This is a genomic window from Arcicella sp. GW821-FHT09D11, assembly GCF_059416265.1.
Genome location: NZ_JBWKOV010000004.1, coordinates 451,416 through 468,398 on the forward strand (window position 1 = coordinate 451,416; position 16,983 = coordinate 468,398).

Consider the following 16,983-nt stretch of genomic DNA (forward strand, 5'->3'; position numbering starts at 1 on the left):
TTGGTTTGTGATGAATCCTAAGTCGGGGACTACTACACCCGCACAAAAAAATAAGATTACTAGTTTAGTAGGAAAACAGGCAAATACAAAGTTGTTTTTTACTGACTATAGTGGGCATGCGACAGAAATTGCCCAACAAGCAGTTAAAGAAGGTATTGTTAAAGTGATTGCTGTTGGTGGAGATGGCACTGTGAACGAAGTAGCACGTGGCTTGGTTGGGTCGCATACGGCCTTGGGTATCGTTCCGATTGGTTCAGGTAATGGTTTGGCTAGGCATTTGAAAATTCCATTAAAGATAGAAAAGGCCATTAATTTTGCTCTTTCGGCTCATTTGTCTGCCATAGATGTATGCTTTTTGAATGAGATTCCTTTTTTTTGTACGGCAGGAGTAGGCTTTGATGCGTATGTAGCCAATGAATTTGCACAACAAGATTCACGTGGACTTAAGACTTATGCAAAGATGTCTCTAAAGTCATTTAGAACGTATAAGGCAGAATCGTATCATTTAGAATCGAGAGAGAGTACAGCCATCAAAAATGCTTTCTCGATTACCTTTGCCAATGCAACACAATATGGTAATAATGCTTTGATTTCGCCAAAATCTAAAATTGATGATGGTTTAATTGAAATGGTTGTATTAAAGCCCTTTCCATTTGGTGCCGCACCAATCATTGGTGTACGTTTATTCAGAGGAACCCTTCCGAACTCAAGGTATATTGAAACGGCATCTGACACAGAATTTATCTTGAAAGCAGATGAAAATTTATTGATTCATTATGATGGAGAGCCTTTGCAGTTATCTACTAATGTGTTGAAAATTACGCTGAAACCCAAAGCTTTAAAAGTAATTGGTTATGTCTAAAAATAAAAAAATACCAGTTGGAGTAGTGTTTTCTACCAATCCAGATTTTGATTTTGCCTTTGAAAATGATGGGGAAGTTGAAACTTTAGCACCCAATCAGCAAAATCTAAAAGTCCAGTTAGACAAAAAAGCACGTGCTGGAAAACAAGTAACGCTAATTTCGGGCTTTGTTGGAAAAGATGATGACTTAGAAGTATTATCTAAAAAACTCAAAAATCTTTGTGGCTGTGGAGGCTCTGCCAAAGATGGAGAGATTTTGATACAAGGAGATTTTAGAGACAAGATATTAACATTCTTGACTACGTCAGGATATAAAGCTAAAAAAGTAGGAGGGTGATTAACCCTCCATTAAATCTTTCAAGATTTTCTGTGCTGCAACCGAGATAACCGTACCAGGGCCAAAAACGCCAGATACGCCAGCATCATACAAAAATTGATAATCCTGAGCAGGAATTACGCCACCAGCAATTACCATAATATCTTCACGGCCATATTTTTTCAATGCTTCAATCAGCGCAGGAATTAGCGTTTTATGACCTGCGGCTAAACTAGAAGCGCCCACAATATGCACATCGTTTTCAATGGCTTGCTTGGCTACTTCCTCAGGTGTTTGAAAAAGTGGCGTAATATCTACATCAAAACCAAGGTCGGCAAAACTAGTCGCTATTACTTTAGCACCACGGTCATGCCCATCCTGTCCCATTTTAGCCACCATTATTCTAGGTCGCCTGCCATCCATATTGGCAAATTCATTAGCCATTTCTCGGGCTATTCTAAAATTTTCGTCGTCTGTCACTTCTGCTGAATATACTCCTGAAATAGAGCGAATAATGGCTTTATGTCGGCTAAATACTACTTCTAACGCATCTGAAATTTCCCCTAATGTAGCTCTTAAACGAGCAGCTTCAATGGCTAACTCTAATAAATTTCCCTCTCCAGTTTTAGCCGAATCAGTTAATTTTTCTAAGGCATCCTTAACGGCTAAGGTATTTCTTTGGGCTTTAATGTTGTTTAATCTTTCAATTTGTGAAAGCCTCACCGCCTGATTATCTACATCTCTTACTTCCAGTTTGGTTTCTGTATCAATTTTAAAACGGTTCACACCCACAATCACATCTTTTCCTGCATCAATCCTTGCTTGCTTTCTAGCGGCAGCTTCTTCAATCCTCATTTTGGGTAAGCCTGTTTCAATGGCTTTGGCCATTCCGCCCAATTCCTCTACTTCTTCAATCAGTTTCCAAGCTTTTCTTGCCAACTCTTGCGTTAAATATTCAACATAATAAGAGCCACCCCAAGGGTCAATTACTTTCGTAATGTTGGTTTCCTGTTGAATATATAACTGCGTATTACGGGCTATTCTTGCCGAGAAATCAGTCGGTAATGCAATGGCTTCGTCTAATGAATTGGTATGCAAACTTTGTGTATGCCCCAACGTAGCTGCCATGGCTTCAATACAGGTACGCGCAACATTATTGAAGGGGTCTTGCTCAGTAAGCGACCAACCAGAGGTTTGGCAGTGTGTTCTGAGCATCAAAGACTTATCATTCTTAGGATTAAATTTCTTTACTATTTTTGCCCATAGCAATCTGCCCGCACGCATTTTAGCAATTTCCATAAAATGATTCATGCCTATCGCCCAAAAGAACGATAACCTCGGCGCAAAATTGTCAATGTCCAAACCCGCCTGAATACCTGTTTTTAAATATTCTAGTCCATCCGCTAAGGTATAAGCCAATTCTAAATCTGCTGTAGCTCCTGCCTCTTGCATGTGATAGCCCGAGATAGAAATAGAGTTGAATTTAGGCATATTTTTAGCGGTATAAGCAAAAATATCAGCAATAATACGCATAGAAGGAATAGGCGGATAAATGTAGGTGTTCCGCACCATAAATTCCTTTAAAATATCGTTCTGAATAGTACCAGATAGCTTTTCTGGCGCTACACCTTGCTCTTCGGCAGCTACGATATAAAATGCCATAATGGGTAAAACAGCCCCATTCATCGTCATCGAAACAGACATTTCGTCTAAGGGAATCTGGTTGAAGAGTATTTTCATATCTTCCACAGAATCGATGGCTACGCCAGCTTTTCCGACGTCTCCCGTCACTCTCGGATGATCTGAATCATAGCCACGGTGAGTAGCCAAATCAAAAGCGACAGATAGTCCTTTTTGTCCAGCCGCTAAATTCTTACGGTAGAACGCATTCGATTCCTCGGCCGTTGAAAAACCAGCATATTGGCGGATTGTCCAAGGTTGTTGGGTGTACATCGTAGCATACGGACCTCTCAGAAAAGGAGATAAGCCTGCCCCAAAACCAAGGTGTTCGGACTCTTTTACATCTTCAATGTCAAAATAAGGTTTGATAAAAATACCTTCTGACGAACGCCATTTCTGAGTAGAACTAGTGTTTGTCTTTTCTTCTTCCTGACTTTGATTATCCAACGATATTTTTGATAGATTCGGTCTCATGGCTTTGCTTCGTTACTATACTTCAAAAATGGCTGATAAATGTAAATTAGGGAGTAACGCTAAATCACTATCATGGTTAGGTGAACTCTTTACCTTTTTTTGAAATGGCTTTTCATCAAACCTGAATTTATTTACACCCACCATTATATACTTGTTCTGTGCTAATTCCTCTTGTTTTCTCAGGTGTTCAAGGCTGATTTGCTCTTGAATAAAACCCTTTTTGAAAGCTTCCATAATGCCACCCATTTCTTCTACCTCTTGAAGGAGTTTAAAAGCTTCATCAGCTATTTCTTTGGTAAGTACCTCAATAAAATAACTACCTGCCGAAGGGTCGATTACCTTGTCAAAATAGCTTTCTTCCTTCAATATAATAGAAATGTTGCGTGCTATTCTATCACCAAAATCGTGAGCGTCTTCTTCTTCGCTATCAAAAGGTAATATGCTGATGGCGTCGCAACCACCGATAATGGCAGACATGGCTTCGGTAGTAGTTCTTAATAAGTTGGTTTGTGGCGTGATTGATGCATGATAATACGAAGAAGTTTGGCAATGAAACGACGTAGCATTCGTCAAAGAAGCATCAATGTCATAGCCTTCTATTACTATTTTTTTCCATAAGAATTTTAAGGCTCTAAGCTTCGCAATTTCAACAAAATAATTGGTGCCTATCGATATTGAAAATTCAATATTTTTAAGAATATCTTGTATCGCTAGCCCTTCTTGACTAAGCTTATCTATCACTTCAATGGCTTGAGCTAACAAGAAAGCCAGCTCTTGAACAGCATTTGCACCAGCATTATGGTAATGATGACTGGATAAATTAAGGGCTTTAAATTGAGGAGAATCTTGTACTTTTCTAAGAAGTTCTCCAGTACTTTTCCAGTAGTTTTCATCCCAATTGCTCGTGTACATCCATCTTTCAAAGGGATTATTTACAATGCCTCCTTTTAATTGATAGGGTGCAACCTTTTGTAACTCATTTACTAAATTTAAAGCTTTATTTTCTACTTTAAAAAAAAAGGGTGTGTCAGATAGTTTGAAATTGTGTAACAATTTCTTAATTTCAACATTAGAAAGTACCACGTCGCTTAAGTCAATCAGAAAAGAATCAACACCCGATTTTAATAGTTTGAGTATCAATGAATTAGTCTCTTTTTCTGATGTATATCTAACCATTTCCCGATATTGCCAATTGAAGTTAACTCTTTGATTTTGAGCTTGTTGTATGTGTTTTGTAGATTGAAAGTCAATATCTTCAGAAGCATAGTACGGTTCTATGTGAATATTTTTGTCAATATTCCAAATCATTGTTTCGTCGAAGTTTTTACCTTTTAATTCTTTGACGGCCTGTTGTTTCCATTGCTGTTTTGTATGAGCATGGAATTCATTAAAAAGTTTATTCGCCATATAATTATTTTCTGAAATATTTGACTTTTCAAAGTTAACGAAATTTATGAATTTAGACTTTTCAAAACAAAAAAACAAGGAAAGTTACCAAATATGCTGGTGTTATTGTACTATACCATGATGTAAAGCTTTCATATTAAATTAAAATTTATTTTAAATGAGAATGAAACGAAATTGATTTTTCTCTCCAAGAAAATTCACTATTTTTGCCATCCTTTTGAGGGAATCAAATATAGATTTTCAGTTAGATAGCTAATCGTTTGAAAATCAAATATTTAATAAAGTGCTTTTTTTAAGAGCCGCCAATATAGCTTACTATGCATTCAACATCTCAACTTCAAGCAAGGCAAGTTTGGTCAAAGTGCCTTGAGATTATACATAATGATATCAACGAACAAAGTTTTAAAACTTGGTTTGAACCTATTATACCCCTGAATGTAAGTAATCAAACTCTTTCTATACAGGTACCAAGCCAATTTTTTTATGAATGGCTTGAGGAAAACTATATCCATGTGCTCCGTAAGGCGATAGATTATACTTTAGGAAAAAATGGAATGCTTGAATACTCGATTATTGTTGACAAAGGAGACAAGAAAAATCCACCCATCGCATATAATATTCCGAATCAAAAACCAACAGTTCCAGTTCCAGCGCAGCGTAAACCAGAACCTACTTTATACGAAAGTCCGTTTCAATTAAAAGATTTGGATTCGTTAGAACTAGATTCTTATTTAAATGAACACTATACCTTCGATAATTTCGTAGAAGGAGATTGCAACCGTTTGGGACGTTCGGCGGGCTTAGCAGTAGCCCAAAGACCCGGTGTTACGTCTTTCAATCCATTAATGATATATGGAAGTGTAGGATTGGGTAAAACACACTTGATTCAAGCGATTGGTAATTATATAAAAAATACACAAACCAATAAGTTTGTACTATACGTTACGTCTGAAAAATTTTGTAATCAGTTTATCAATGCCATTAAAAATAATACGCTACAAGCATTCACCAACTTTTATATGCAGGTAGACTGTTTGATTATTGATGATGTACAGTTTTTGGCAGGGAAAGAAAAAACACAAGAATCTTTTTTCCATATTTTCAACCATTTACATCAGTCGGGCAAACAAATTATCATGTCGTCTGATAGGGCTCCTAGAGAATTGGCTGGTATGCAAGATCGTTTGCTATCACGTTTTAAATGGGGATTAACAGCCGATGTACAACAGCCTGATTTTGAAACGAGGATTGCTATTTTACAGAAGAAATTACAAGCTGATGGCATTTATATTGAAGACAAAGTAATAGAGTACTTGGCTCATAGTATCGATACCAACGTCCGTGAAATGGAAGGCGTTATCGTTTCATTGATGGCACATGCTTCGCTGAACCGTAAGGAAATAGACATGGATTTGGCTAGGACTACGCTCAAAAATATTGTAGTCGATAATGAGAAAGAAGTAACAGTAGATTCTATTTTAGATGCTGTAACAAGTCATTTTGATGTAAATATGTCGGATTTGAAAAGTAAAAGCCGTAAGAAAGAAACGGTTTTCCCTCGTCAAATTGCCATGTATCTGATGAAGGAATTTACCAATTTACCTTTAAAGTCAATCGGTTATCATTTTGGTGGTAGAGACCATAGTACGGTAATCCATGCCGTTCAAACCATTAGCATTATGCTGGAGACGGATAAAGAGGTAGAGAAGACCATGCAGAAATTATATAAATATTTCAACCGAGTAAGAGTGAAAAACTAGGTATAAAACCAAGAAAAGCCCGAAGATAAAAGTAATTTTTCTTCGGGCTTTTTTGTGTATTGCCTTGTAAAGTTGTTTTCAACTTGTATTTTTGTTTTACTATTCAGCTCTTCAAATATAATCTTATGAAAAAAAAGGTACTCTTTACCCTCTTATTAATAAGTACATTTTGTGTGAAATCTTTTGCCGAAGATATTGACCCAATTGAACTTATGCCATTGAAGCATACAAACGTGGTGATTGATAACCCCAAAGGGAAACTAAAAATCAAGTTTGTCTTAAATGATTATAGAGATACTGGCGATACAACCAAACCTAAAAGTTTGTTTGCCAAGCTTAAAAATATAGTAAACGGACTATTAGATGCGTCTGACAACCCACCTTTTAAAGTACAGATAGTAAGAGAAAAGAAAAATTAAAAGGGTTGAGTTTCAAAAACTCAACCCTTTTAATTTTTTATGACAAGGCAAATTTAATAGCACCAGTAATACTCAAGATGGTGAAAAATGAAATAATATATAAGAAAAACAAGATAAACGATTTGAAGATAGTTTTCACTACTCTTTGTCGGTAAACTACTTTCAAGGCTACTATAAAATAGAGGGCAAAGCCGAACATCGTTGCCGTTAGGGCTTGTCGCCAATATCCTAAAAATATACCTCCTCCTACAAAAATAACAATCATCAGAAACATCACGCTATGAATATGTATTGAAAAGATAAGGTGTTCATAATAATAGCGGGTATGCCCTTCATTAATTCTTGGTATTCCTTGATATTTCCTTATTTTTCTAAATCGAATCAAATACAATACCCAATCCCACATGTAACGCAAAATCCTAAAAGGATATGTAAAAAAGCTATGAGTACGTGTACTATAAATGACTTTTAATAAATAAGCCACAATAGGCATCAGAATAAACATCATTACTGAAAATACCCCAATACCAAAATGAGTGATTTCTCGGATAGCCTCTTCTGCATCGTTTTCAAAGGCTAATTCATAGTGTGTAACATTTCTTAAAAAGCCTCTTTCCAGTGGTTTTAGCCCCATGATGTTCATCTCATGTCCTTTTTTCTCTCTGATAACAAGCAAACTATCCAATTCTCTATCAGACATCTTAAGAAGCCTTTCTTTGTAAGCTTTGTTTTCAAGGTTTCCATCACTTCCTTTAATCGTAATGACAGTATCTTGAAAATAATAGATAGGAATCTCAGCATTATTCTTCAAGGAATGTAGTCTTAAGGTATATTTTAGCTGATTTTTTGTACCAATAGTTTCAGTAAAATATTCACTCATTTCATTACTTACATCGGTTAGTTCTTGTGTATTGACACTGTCCAACACAATTTGTTTCTGAATCGCAATTAGCCTTTGGCGTTGTTTTATTTCAGGCAAGTTTTTGATTAATACTCTTAATGTATCGTCTTCTTGGATATTCATTTCATCCAAAATTTCGCTTACGTCAAGGTCAACAAAATCTATCCAACTATTCGTTTGATTTTTTAGTTCTTTCGTTTGTTCGTCTAATTCCTCTAGGTCTTCAATATCACTTTTTATGCTATCATAACTTTGTTGAGCTTCATACAGACCGTTGGTATCATTGGATGATTTAATAGCTTTTAGCTTTTGAGAAGCCGCTTTTAGTTTTTTCTTATTTTCTTTTTCGGCTTTACTTTTAGTATTAGATACTTCATTTACAAAACCATCAAAAGAGCCATTCTGTCCTTGTTCAATGGCTCTGTCTGCCATGATGCCTAAGAACAAAAAGAAGACGGCAGAGGCTAGAAAATACAGACGGATAGGAGGGATGTAGCGCCCTCTGCGTCCTTCAAGGAAATCTTTCGTGATTTTACCTGGATAAAGAAAAATAGACCGTAGTGTATTGAATAATTTGGTGTCGAGATGAGTAAACCCTTCGATTACTTCAAATAATAAGTGACCGACGGGTACTTTCAAATCATGGTTTTCTTGGCCACAATTTGGACAAAAATTATCTTCAGGTCTTAATAATGTATGACAATTATGACAAATTTCTACTTTCCTACGTTTTTTGTGTTCAGACATTCTTATGGGTATTACGAAGCCAGATTTAGATTTTCTTTTGAAAGTAATAAAAAAAAGGTGAAAATCATTTGATTTTCACCTTTTTAATGCAAAAAACTATCTAGTTTCTGCTAAAAGTCCAATTTATTCTAATTCGCCATCATCAGCAATGTTAGGCTCTAGCGTATCAAGCAAGGCTTTCTCATCACCTTTGATTTTTTCCTTGATTTTGTTTTCAAGTTCTTCTAACAAATCAGGATTGTCTTTCAACATATCTTTCACGCCGTCACGTCCTTGACCTAAGCGGTTAGTACCATAACTGAACCATGAACCTGATTTTTTTACCACTTCCATGTCGACTGCTAAATCTAATACTTCACCAGCCTTAGAAATACCTTCGCCATACATAATGTCGAATTCAACTACTTTGAACGGAGGAGCTACTTTGTTTTTAACAACCTTTACACGCGTACGGTTACCGATTACATTGTCGCCATCTTTGATTTGACCAATTCTACGGATATCTAAACGTACTGATGCATAGAATTTCAAGGCATTACCACCCGTTGTTGTTTCAGGACTACCAAACATTACGCCGATTTTATCACGTAATTGGTTGATAAAAATACAGCAACAACCAGTTCTATTGATTACCCCAGTTAATTTACGCAATGCCTGAGACATCAAACGAGCTTGAAGCCCCATTTTAGAATCACCCATATCACCTTCAAGTTCAGCCTTAGGAACAAGGGCTGCCACAGAGTCAATCACACAAATATCAATTGCACCAGATGAAATCAATTGTTCAGCAATTTCTAAAGCTTGTTCACCGCTATCAGGCTGTGAAATCAATAAATTAGCCGTATCAATTCCTAATTTTTCAGCATAAGCTTTATCAAAAGCGTGTTCAGCATCAATAAAAGCTGCTAAGCCACCTGCTTTTTGAGCTTCTGCAATACAGTGCATCGTTAAAGTAGTTTTACCCGAAGATTCTGGTCCGTAGATTTCGATTACTCTTCCACGGGGTACGCCCCCTACACCAAGGGCTAAATCTAGTCCTAATGAACCTGTTGAAATGACAGGAACATCAAGTACTTTACTATCCGACAAACGCATTACTGTACCTTTGCCGTAAGCTTTGTCTAATTTTTCAAGCGTTGTTTGTAATGCTTTTAATTTTTCGTTGGCAGGATTTGTTGCCTCCGCTTGTTGTTTTGCCATGATGGATTTTAGGTTAAATTTTGGTTTTAATTCGGAAAATCAAGTTGCTCATTGAAATTTTATTAAAAACAACGTGCCATAGGGAATCAATGAAAAGATTTTGCTGTCATTGATAAGTAGAACTCAATACCCGAATTCAAAATTTTTATTGGTGAAATTACCAATTTTTCAGCAATTTAAAGTACTTTGCTAGCAAATGTTCAGACGATTTTTTCAAATAACTTTAGCCCTCTTTTTGTTTACAGCTCAGTATAGCTTTGCTCAGTTAAACAATACTCGCTTGGAGACTTTCCAGCACATCGATTCCACCAAAAATCAACAGCTTTATTTTCAATTCGATAGCTTCAGTTTTCTGAAGAATAATGAATACTTTGGAAAAATAGCAGACGGTTATACCCTTTTTGGTAATCAATTTTCGCCAAAACTTATTTATCAACCCGCACCCAATGTTAGCATAGAAGCTGGGGTGTATGCTTGGAAAGATTTTGGCAATGATAAATTCACGGCCGTTCAGCCAATTTTTACCATCAGGGTTCAAAAAGATTCTTCCCAGTTTTTATTTGGCAATTTGTATGGACAATTGAATCATCATTTGGTCGAACCGATGATGAATTTTGAGCGAGTGATTCTGAACCGCCAAGAATTTGGTATCCAATACACCAAACGCACTTCAAAGACTTTTTTTGATAGTTGGATAGACTGGCAACAGATGATTTATAAAGGCTCGGATTTTCAAGAGAAAATCTTTGCAGGATTTTCTTGGAACAAGCGTTTGGTTCAACGAAAAAACTTTAGGCTATCTCTTCCTGTTCAATTGACTTTAATGCACCATGGTGGGCAAATAACGAGCGATAAAGATACCAATCAAGTAGTAACCTATACGAATGTTGCCCTTGGCGTAGAAGCTGAATTGAAAACCAACGGTTTTATTCAAAGCATCAAAACACAGAACTACTGGTTAGGTTATCGTCAAAATTCTGGTTATAGTCCGTATTTTTCAGATGGTTCGGGTATTTATTTGAATATATTAGCCGAAACCAAGGTGATGAATTTGATGTTGAGCTACTGGCAGTCAAATGGTTATAGCTCAGAAATGGGCGGAGATTTGTACCAGTCTATTGGAAGAATTTACAGAAACCCCAATCAATTAGAAAAAGAACGTAAGCTATTATTCTTTAGGTTTATGAAAGATTGGAAGTTGATTGATAACCTATGGCTAACATTCAGGTTTGAGCCTTATCTGGATTTAAACAATCATTCTTTTGAACATTCCGAAGGTTTATTTTTAACCTATCGACAAGGTTTTAAACTTAAATAGTAAATGCAAAATAAACTTTATTTTATAATTTTGCATTATTCATTAAACATATATAAAACTAAGAAAATGAAAAAGTTAATACTAGTATTATCATTAATGGCAGGAGCATTTACCATTAATGCGCAAAGTAAATTTGGAGAAGAAATTACAGAAGAAGGTGCAATATCGACGACTGAATTAGTGAAGAAAGCAGAAAATAATGAACAAATTGTGGCCAAAGTTTCGGGCGTTGTTGAATCTGTTTGTCAAGTAAAAGGATGTTGGATGAAAGTGAAATTAGATGATGGACAAACGATGCGTGTTACCTTCAAAGACTATGGATTTTTTGTACCAAAAGATATTGCTGGTAAGATAGTGGTGATAGATGGCACAGCTAAAGTAAAAACTACTTCGGTGATTGATTTAAAACATTATGCAGAAGATGCTGGAAAAAGTAAAGACGAAATTGCTAAAATCAAGAAACCAGAAAAAGCTTTAGGTTTTGTAGCTACTGGTGTAATTGTGAAGTAAGAGAGCTTTGAGTTGTCAGTAATGAGCTGTGAGCGATGAGTTTAAAGTGTTGTTTTAACTCTAAAAATAAAGTGGTTTGTTTGTGGAGGAAAATTAAATGGCATCATGAAAAAAGTAATCACTAAATCGCTCATTCACTAAATCACTCAATAACAAAAAAAGTCTCAGAGAGAATTCTCTCTGAGACTTTTTTTGTTAGAATCTTAATATAAAATCCTGTTTAGGTTGATTTTTTCTAAAAAAAACTAAACCAATAAAAAACAAGTCTATTGTAATCATCACACTCGGATGTGCCTTGATGTATTGCCAAGCTTCCTGCATTTCTTCTGACCAATGGATGTCGTCAAATATAAAAAGCGAAGATTCGTGTGCCTTTTCTAAACATATTTCAAAATACTTAACTGTGGGTTCATAACGATGATTGGCATCAAAAAAAGCAAAATCAAGCCTCTCAATTTTTGCGATTTGTTCAGTCAACGTTTCATCTAAATTCCCTACTACAATTTCTATATTATTGGCTTCTAATGCATCGAAATTCTCTTGGGCAATTTTTGCGGTGGTTGGGCATCCCTCAAACGTAATTATTTTGGCATCTTGCTTGGCCTTGGACTCATACAGTGTGGTGACACCCAATGAAGTTCCTAAATCGAAAATTACCTTTGGCTCAAGATGTTGAATAAGCCTGAAAATTAATTTACCAAATTTTGATGGCTTTTCTGCACTTTTAGCAATTTGCTTAATTTGCCTAGATGTTGATTTGTGTATTTTAGAACCTGCCCCAAAATCAGTGATTTCGATTACAGTCGCATTTTTCAACAAACGTTTACGCAAATCTTCAATAGCTGTAAAATATGGTGACTTAAACTTTTTAGCGAGAATAATTTGTGTATAAAGTTGAAAAACAAAGGGCGAATGAATAGCGTGCTCGTTTTTGGAAGCAAGTAAATATTGAAAATATCTTTTAAGCAAAATTAATAGGATTAATGAGTTATAAGTTATGAATTTTGAGTACTGATATACAGTATTTTAATTCATTCTAAAAGGAGCAACCATCGTAAAGTCAGGAATGACAACATTAAAAAATTTGCCATCAAAAATACGCTCCATCTGATAAGTACCTGCCATTTTGCCAAGCGAAGTGTTTAAATTACATCCGCTTGTATATTCATAAGACTGACCCGGTTCTAAAGTAGGTTGTTGCCCTACTACACCTTCGCCTTCTACTTCACGCACAAGTCCGTTAGCATCATGAATATACCAATGACGACGCAAAAGTTTTACAGTATAATCGCTTCCATTATGAATTTTGATATGATATGAAAAAACAAAATTTCCTTGAAATGGATTAGAATATTCAGGTTGAAAGTGGGTCAAAACGCTTACCTTTACACCATTTGTGATAGCTGAGACCATTTTTTAAATTGGTTTTTTTACAATATATTTTACCGAAAATTACATTACATTGTCTGAAAAATCAACGTAATTGAGAAATTTATTAAAACCCATTGAACAATGAACGTAAAAATTGAAAATTCTTGGAAGGAAAAATTAAATCCAGAATTTGAAAAGCCTTATTTTAAGACCTTGGTTGACTTTGTTAAAAACGAGTATAGCATCGGAACAGTATATCCACCCGGAAAACTTATTTTCAATGCTTTTGATAAATGTTCTTTTGAGAATACTAAAGTAGTCATTCTGGGGCAAGATCCCTATCATGGAGCTGGTCAAGCAATGGGACTTTCTTTCTCTGTAAATGATGGCATACCTGCTCCTCCGTCATTGATTAATATTTTTAAAGAAATAAAAGAAGATTTAGGCATTCCAGTGCCCAAATCAGGTAATTTAGAGCGCTGGGCAAACCAAGGAGTATTGTTGTTGAATGCTACGCTAACCGTTCGGGCTTCACAGGCAGGGTCGCACCAACGAAAAGGGTGGGAAGTTTTTACCGATGCTGTCATTAAGTGTATTTCCGAAGAAAAAGAAGGCGTTGTTTTTATGCTGTGGGGAAAGTATGCACAGGATAAAGGAGCAATCATAAATGCTTCAAAACACTTAGTTTTAAAATCTAAACATCCCTCGCCAATGGCCGCCAATTCGGGTGGCTGGTTTGGGAATAAGCATTTTTCTAAAGCTAATGAATATTTAGAAAGTAAAGGCTTATCTGGTATTCAATGGTAATTAAACTAAAAAATAATCTCAGATGAAAAAAGTATTGTTAATTGCCGCAATTTTAGTGAGTCAGTTTTGTTTGGCACAGAATAAATTTGAAAATGAAATCAAAGCTTTTGAAAAAAGCGATTCAATTTCAATGCCAGCACCCAAGCAAATATTATTGGTTGGAAGTTCTTCTCTTCGCTTATGGACTACCTACAAAGAAGATTTAAAAGGCTATGCCGTTATTAATAGAGGATTTGGTGGGTCTGTGATGAGTGATGCCAATGAGTATTTTAACAGAATTGTGGCTAAATATCAACCTAAACATATTTTAGTGTATGAAGGCGACAACGACTTAGCATCGGGAAAAAGCCCCGAAACAGTGTTTGAAGACTTTAAAATATTTGTTGAGAAAGCAAAAAAACAGTTACCTAAAGCTACTATTGCGTATATTTCAATTCGTCCAAGTATTGCTAGGGTAAAAATAGTAGACCAACAAAAAAAGGCAAATCAATTGATAGAAGACTATTGTAAAACAGCTAAAAAGCTTCATTTTATCGATGTTCAAAAGCACTACTATTTACCTAATGGTGAGCTGATGCAAGATGTTTTCGTAGCTGATAACCTACATTTGAATGCAAAAGGCTACCAAATTTGGACAACTGCGATTAGAAAATACTTGGCAAAACATGTGAAATGAGTATAGCTGTGAGCTGTAAGCCGTAAGAGTGGAGCTTTACTGATTACCCACAAGTTTATAATTAATTGAAAATCAGTATATTTAGCCCTAGCAAGGGACTTAAGTCCCTCGCTAGGGATGAGGTCTTCAAGGCTTGGTTTTAAAAGCAATTTAAGCCCATTTCAACTTTTTAAAAGATGTTGGTAATCAGTAGGATTTGAGCTGTTCGCTAGTGCAGTTTAAAGTGTTGATATACTGTTTTATTTGTACTACAACGAAGTTTATTTTTAAATTGAAAATTATGAAATATTTCCTTTCAATGCTTTTGCTCATCGTAGCGCAATTTGCTTTTGGGCAAAATGTAACTATTTCGGGAAAAGTAGATAATGCTAAGGGCGATACACTTATTTTAGTGTATGATGCTTTGATGTTAGGCGTTAAACCATCGGTGCAAAAAACAGTTTTGACAGGTGAAAACCGTTTTCAGTTCAAGTTAACAATTCCGCAAAATGCCATAATAACATTAAAAGTAAAGGAGCAAAGCATTGAGTTGTTTGTAGGAAAAGGGAATCAGATTGAGCTTGAATTTGATGCTGAAGATGTGAATAAGCCAATCATACTGAAGGGAGATAAGGCGTTAGAAAATAATTTTCTAACAAAATTTTATCACCAATTCAAGACTGACTTTACACCAGCATTAATGGTAAAAAAAGTAATGCAAGTGCCTGTAGATGAGCTTGAAATGAATTTATTTGAATCAAAAAAAGCACAATCGGACTATTATAAATCATTTCCAGACCAAGTCAAATTTTCGGACGAATTCAAGCAATATATTGAAAATCAGATTCGATGGAATTATTGGGCTTATATATTAGCGTACCCTATCGAAAGAGGAAATGCCAATCAAGCCCAAGCACAGGTTTTATCATTGCCAAGCACGTTGTTAGAGGGATTAGACGAGAAAAAGATTCAAGATGAAACGGCCTTGCTTGCTTCTTCTTATCGTAGCTTTTTGGTTTATTATATCACTTATTTTAATACCAAGGCTCACGGCTTTCAGAAATATGCTGATGTAAATAAATCTATGGAAGACAAGCACCTTTTTGCCAGAGAACATTTGCCTGTAAAAGCCTATCAGTATTATTTAGCTTATTTATTGAATAGTCAGTGCCAATATTGCCTGCCTTCGGTTGTCCGAAATACCTTTGCTGCTTTAACGGCTACCCCTAATTCAGATCAATATGCCAATTTGATAAAAGAAAAATGTGGCGAAGTAATGAGCAAAAAAGACGAGGTAGTAAAAGCTAAAGAGGAGGACAATAAATGGTTTAAAGCAATTACACCAGATGGTAAAGAATTATCATTGGCTAGTTTAAAAGGGAAAGTGGTTTACTTAGATTTTTGGGCTTCTTGGTGTGGGCCATGTCGTAAAGAATTCCCTTTTTCTAAACAATTGCAGGAAAAGCTAAGCGAAAAACAACGCAAAGAAGTAGTTTTCTTATACATTTCTATCGACGAAGAAGAACAGAACTGGCGTAAAGCAATGAAAGAGTTGGATATTGAAAATCAGAAAAATATCTATTCAAAAGGAGGGTGGGAGTCTGGTGCAGCCAAGTTTTTTAAGCTTGAGTCTATCCCAAGATATATGCTGATGGATAAAAAAGGTAATATCGTCGACAGTGATGCCAAACGCCCAAGCGACCCTAAAATTTTGTCTGATATTTTGAAGTTGGTAGGGGAGTAGAAGTCAATAAACAAGGCTATTCGACTTGTTCCGAAAGTGCAAGTGGAACGATAAAATAATAACATTCTCTGAACGTTTAACACAACCACTCTATGTTAAAAAGATATTCAGTTTTCATAGGAATAGTCATTTCACTATCACTACTCCTAATAGCTACCTTTTACTATCCAGGGGGCTCACTATTTGACAAAAACTCGATTGGTTATGACTGGAAAAGCAATTTCATCAGTAATCTTTTTGGGGAGAAAGCAGTGAATGGTTTAGATAACCCTGCTCGTTTTTGGGCTATTGCAGGAATGATTTTTCTTTCCGCAAGTTTTGCGCTGTTCTTCATTGAATTCTCAAAGAAAATACCGAACAAAGGTGCTGCTAATGTCATTAAATACTGTGGAGCTATCGGTATGATATTTACTTTTTTAATAGCGACACCCTTGCATGATATAATGATTACTATCGCAAGTACAATGTTTCTTCTCAGTCTATTTTATATTACCGTTTTTATTTTCAAGTCGAAGCTACATTTATTCAAATACCTTTGTGTTATTTGCCTTCTTGTTTTTTATGGTACTTTATACCTTTTTGGCTCTGGGAATTTCCTGAGTTTTTTACCCATCATGCAAAAACTTACATTTGCTATTGCGATAATTTTAATATTAGGATTGGAACATTTTACCACAAAAGAAGATTTTGAGCATATCAAAGCAGATAAATAAATGCGGTAAGATTACTCATGGGATGACTTGAAAAACCCTTTTTATTTGTTGGTGACTTAAGTCCTATTGATTACCTACATCTTTTAAAAAAGTTGAAAT

The 16,983-nt window shown here is 35.6% G+C and carries 16 protein-coding genes; 10 read left to right on the forward strand and 6 right to left on the reverse strand.

From position 1 onward, the window contains the following. Positions 1–10 precede the first annotated feature (10 nt). The gene (locus tag AC07N0_RS14700; RefSeq protein ID WP_494589840.1) at positions 11–862 is read left to right on the forward strand and encodes a diacylglycerol/lipid kinase family protein; all 852 of its coding nucleotides are present in this window, start codon (positions 11–13) and stop codon (positions 860–862) included. Next, positions 855–1,199 (forward strand): translation initiation factor, encoded by a 345-nt coding sequence (locus AC07N0_RS14705; RefSeq protein ID WP_492803582.1) that lies wholly within the window; start codon positions 855–857, stop codon positions 1,197–1,199. Before AC07N0_RS14700 ends, AC07N0_RS14705 begins: the two co-directional genes overlap by 8 nt. Here AC07N0_RS14705 and scpA read toward each other — a convergent pair whose 3' ends face one another. Both scpA and AC07N0_RS14715 read right to left on the reverse strand, forming a co-directional pair. After that, complete coding sequence (gene scpA, locus AC07N0_RS14710) at positions 1,200–3,332, reverse strand: methylmalonyl-CoA mutase (RefSeq protein ID WP_494589762.1); 2,133 nt, start codon at positions 3,330–3,332, stop codon at positions 1,200–1,202. It abuts the gene before it with no gap. 15 nt (positions 3,333–3,347) lie between these two features. Continuing rightward, a complete protein-coding gene (locus AC07N0_RS14715; protein WP_494589763.1) occupies positions 3,348–4,739 on the reverse strand; it encodes a methylmalonyl-CoA mutase family protein in 1,392 nt (463 codons plus the stop codon). Between the two features lie 317 nt (positions 4,740–5,056). Between AC07N0_RS14715 and dnaA the strand changes: the two genes are divergently transcribed. Both dnaA and AC07N0_RS14725 read left to right on the forward strand, forming a co-directional pair. Then, the gene (dnaA, locus tag AC07N0_RS14720; protein WP_309920157.1) at positions 5,057–6,499 is read left to right on the forward strand and encodes a chromosomal replication initiator protein DnaA; all 1,443 of its coding nucleotides are present in this window, start codon (positions 5,057–5,059) and stop codon (positions 6,497–6,499) included. Between the two features lie 125 nt (positions 6,500–6,624). Then, on the forward strand, positions 6,625–6,918 hold the full coding sequence (locus AC07N0_RS14725) for a hypothetical protein (RefSeq protein WP_494589764.1): 294 nt from the start codon (positions 6,625–6,627) through the stop codon (positions 6,916–6,918). 37 nt (positions 6,919–6,955) lie between these two features. Here the strand turns inward: AC07N0_RS14725 and AC07N0_RS14730 are convergent, their stop codons facing one another. Then, positions 6,956–8,566, reverse strand: a complete 1,611-nt coding sequence (locus AC07N0_RS14730; RefSeq protein ID WP_494589765.1) for a DUF3667 domain-containing protein — start codon at positions 8,564–8,566, stop codon at positions 6,956–6,958. 123 nt (positions 8,567–8,689) lie between these two features. Then, on the reverse strand, positions 8,690–9,766 hold the full coding sequence (recA, locus tag AC07N0_RS14735; RefSeq protein WP_492799016.1) for a recombinase RecA: 1,077 nt from the start codon (positions 9,764–9,766) through the stop codon (positions 8,690–8,692). A gap of 196 nt (positions 9,767–9,962) precedes the next feature. Between recA and AC07N0_RS14740 the strand changes: the two genes are divergently transcribed. Together AC07N0_RS14740 and AC07N0_RS14745 are read left to right on the forward strand one after the other, a co-directional pair. Further along, on the forward strand, positions 9,963–11,084 hold the full coding sequence (locus AC07N0_RS14740; RefSeq protein WP_494589766.1) for a lipid A deacylase: 1,122 nt from the start codon (positions 9,963–9,965) through the stop codon (positions 11,082–11,084). Positions 11,085–11,150: 66 nt separating this feature from the next. After that, positions 11,151–11,594 carry a DUF4920 domain-containing protein gene (locus tag AC07N0_RS14745; protein WP_494589767.1) on the forward strand — a complete coding sequence of 148 codons (444 nt, stop codon included), beginning with the start codon at positions 11,151–11,153 and terminating at the stop codon, positions 11,592–11,594. Between the two features lie 195 nt (positions 11,595–11,789). Here the strand turns inward: AC07N0_RS14745 and AC07N0_RS14750 are convergent, their stop codons facing one another. Beyond that, entirely contained in the window at positions 11,790–12,563 is a 774-nt protein-coding gene (locus tag AC07N0_RS14750; RefSeq protein WP_494589768.1) for an O-methyltransferase, read from the reverse strand. A 57-nt stretch (positions 12,564–12,620) separates the two neighbouring features. Further along, positions 12,621–13,007 (reverse strand): Co2+/Mg2+ efflux facilitator ApaG/CorD, encoded by a 387-nt coding sequence (gene apaG / locus AC07N0_RS14755; protein WP_309920139.1) that lies wholly within the window; start codon positions 13,005–13,007, stop codon positions 12,621–12,623. A gap of 99 nt (positions 13,008–13,106) precedes the next feature. Here apaG and ung point away from each other — a divergent pair, with 99 nt between their 5' ends. The 4 genes from ung to AC07N0_RS14775 all read left to right on the forward strand — a co-directional run bounded on the left by ung (position 13,107) and on the right by AC07N0_RS14775 (position 16,884). Then, the gene (ung, locus tag AC07N0_RS14760) at positions 13,107–13,772 is read left to right on the forward strand and encodes a uracil-DNA glycosylase (RefSeq protein WP_494589770.1); all 666 of its coding nucleotides are present in this window, start codon (positions 13,107–13,109) and stop codon (positions 13,770–13,772) included. Positions 13,773–13,794: 22 nt separating this feature from the next. After that, complete coding sequence (locus tag AC07N0_RS14765; RefSeq protein WP_494589771.1) at positions 13,795–14,448, forward strand: GDSL-type esterase/lipase family protein; 654 nt, start codon at positions 13,795–13,797, stop codon at positions 14,446–14,448. Positions 14,449–14,728: 280 nt separating this feature from the next. Beyond that, positions 14,729–16,171, forward strand: a complete 1,443-nt coding sequence (locus tag AC07N0_RS14770; protein WP_494589772.1) for a redoxin family protein — start codon at positions 14,729–14,731, stop codon at positions 16,169–16,171. Positions 16,172–16,263: 92 nt separating this feature from the next. Then, positions 16,264–16,884, forward strand: a complete 621-nt coding sequence (locus tag AC07N0_RS14775) for a hypothetical protein (RefSeq protein WP_494589774.1) — start codon at positions 16,264–16,266, stop codon at positions 16,882–16,884. Positions 16,885–16,983: the final 99 nt, after the last annotated feature.

Excerpts from the sequence above, each read along its gene's own strand:
- AC07N0_RS14700 (WP_494589840.1), top strand. The coding sequence starts at position 11 with ATGAATCCTAAGTCGGGGACTACTACACCCGCACAAAAAAATAAGATT.
- AC07N0_RS14705 (WP_492803582.1), top strand. The coding sequence starts at position 855 with ATGTCTAAAAATAAAAAAATACCAGTTGGAGTAGTGTTTTCTACCAAT.
- scpA (WP_494589762.1), bottom strand. The coding sequence starts at position 3,332 with ATGAGACCGAATCTATCAAAAATATCGTTGGATAATCAAAGTCAGGAA.
- AC07N0_RS14715 (WP_494589763.1), bottom strand. The coding sequence starts at position 4,739 with ATGGCGAATAAACTTTTTAATGAATTCCATGCTCATACAAAACAGCAA.
- dnaA (WP_309920157.1), top strand. The coding sequence starts at position 5,057 with ATGCATTCAACATCTCAACTTCAAGCAAGGCAAGTTTGGTCAAAGTGC.
- AC07N0_RS14725 (WP_494589764.1), top strand. The coding sequence starts at position 6,625 with ATGAAAAAAAAGGTACTCTTTACCCTCTTATTAATAAGTACATTTTGT.
- AC07N0_RS14730 (WP_494589765.1), bottom strand. The coding sequence starts at position 8,566 with ATGTCTGAACACAAAAAACGTAGGAAAGTAGAAATTTGTCATAATTGT.
- recA (WP_492799016.1), bottom strand. The coding sequence starts at position 9,766 with ATGGCAAAACAACAAGCGGAGGCAACAAATCCTGCCAACGAAAAATTA.
- AC07N0_RS14740 (WP_494589766.1), top strand. The coding sequence starts at position 9,963 with ATGTTCAGACGATTTTTTCAAATAACTTTAGCCCTCTTTTTGTTTACA.
- AC07N0_RS14745 (WP_494589767.1), top strand. The coding sequence starts at position 11,151 with ATGAAAAAGTTAATACTAGTATTATCATTAATGGCAGGAGCATTTACC.
- apaG (WP_309920139.1), bottom strand. The coding sequence starts at position 13,007 with ATGGTCTCAGCTATCACAAATGGTGTAAAGGTAAGCGTTTTGACCCAC.
- ung (WP_494589770.1), top strand. The coding sequence starts at position 13,107 with ATGAACGTAAAAATTGAAAATTCTTGGAAGGAAAAATTAAATCCAGAA.
- AC07N0_RS14765 (WP_494589771.1), top strand. The coding sequence starts at position 13,795 with ATGAAAAAAGTATTGTTAATTGCCGCAATTTTAGTGAGTCAGTTTTGT.
- AC07N0_RS14770 (WP_494589772.1), top strand. The coding sequence starts at position 14,729 with ATGAAATATTTCCTTTCAATGCTTTTGCTCATCGTAGCGCAATTTGCT.
- AC07N0_RS14775 (WP_494589774.1), top strand. The coding sequence starts at position 16,264 with ATGTTAAAAAGATATTCAGTTTTCATAGGAATAGTCATTTCACTATCA.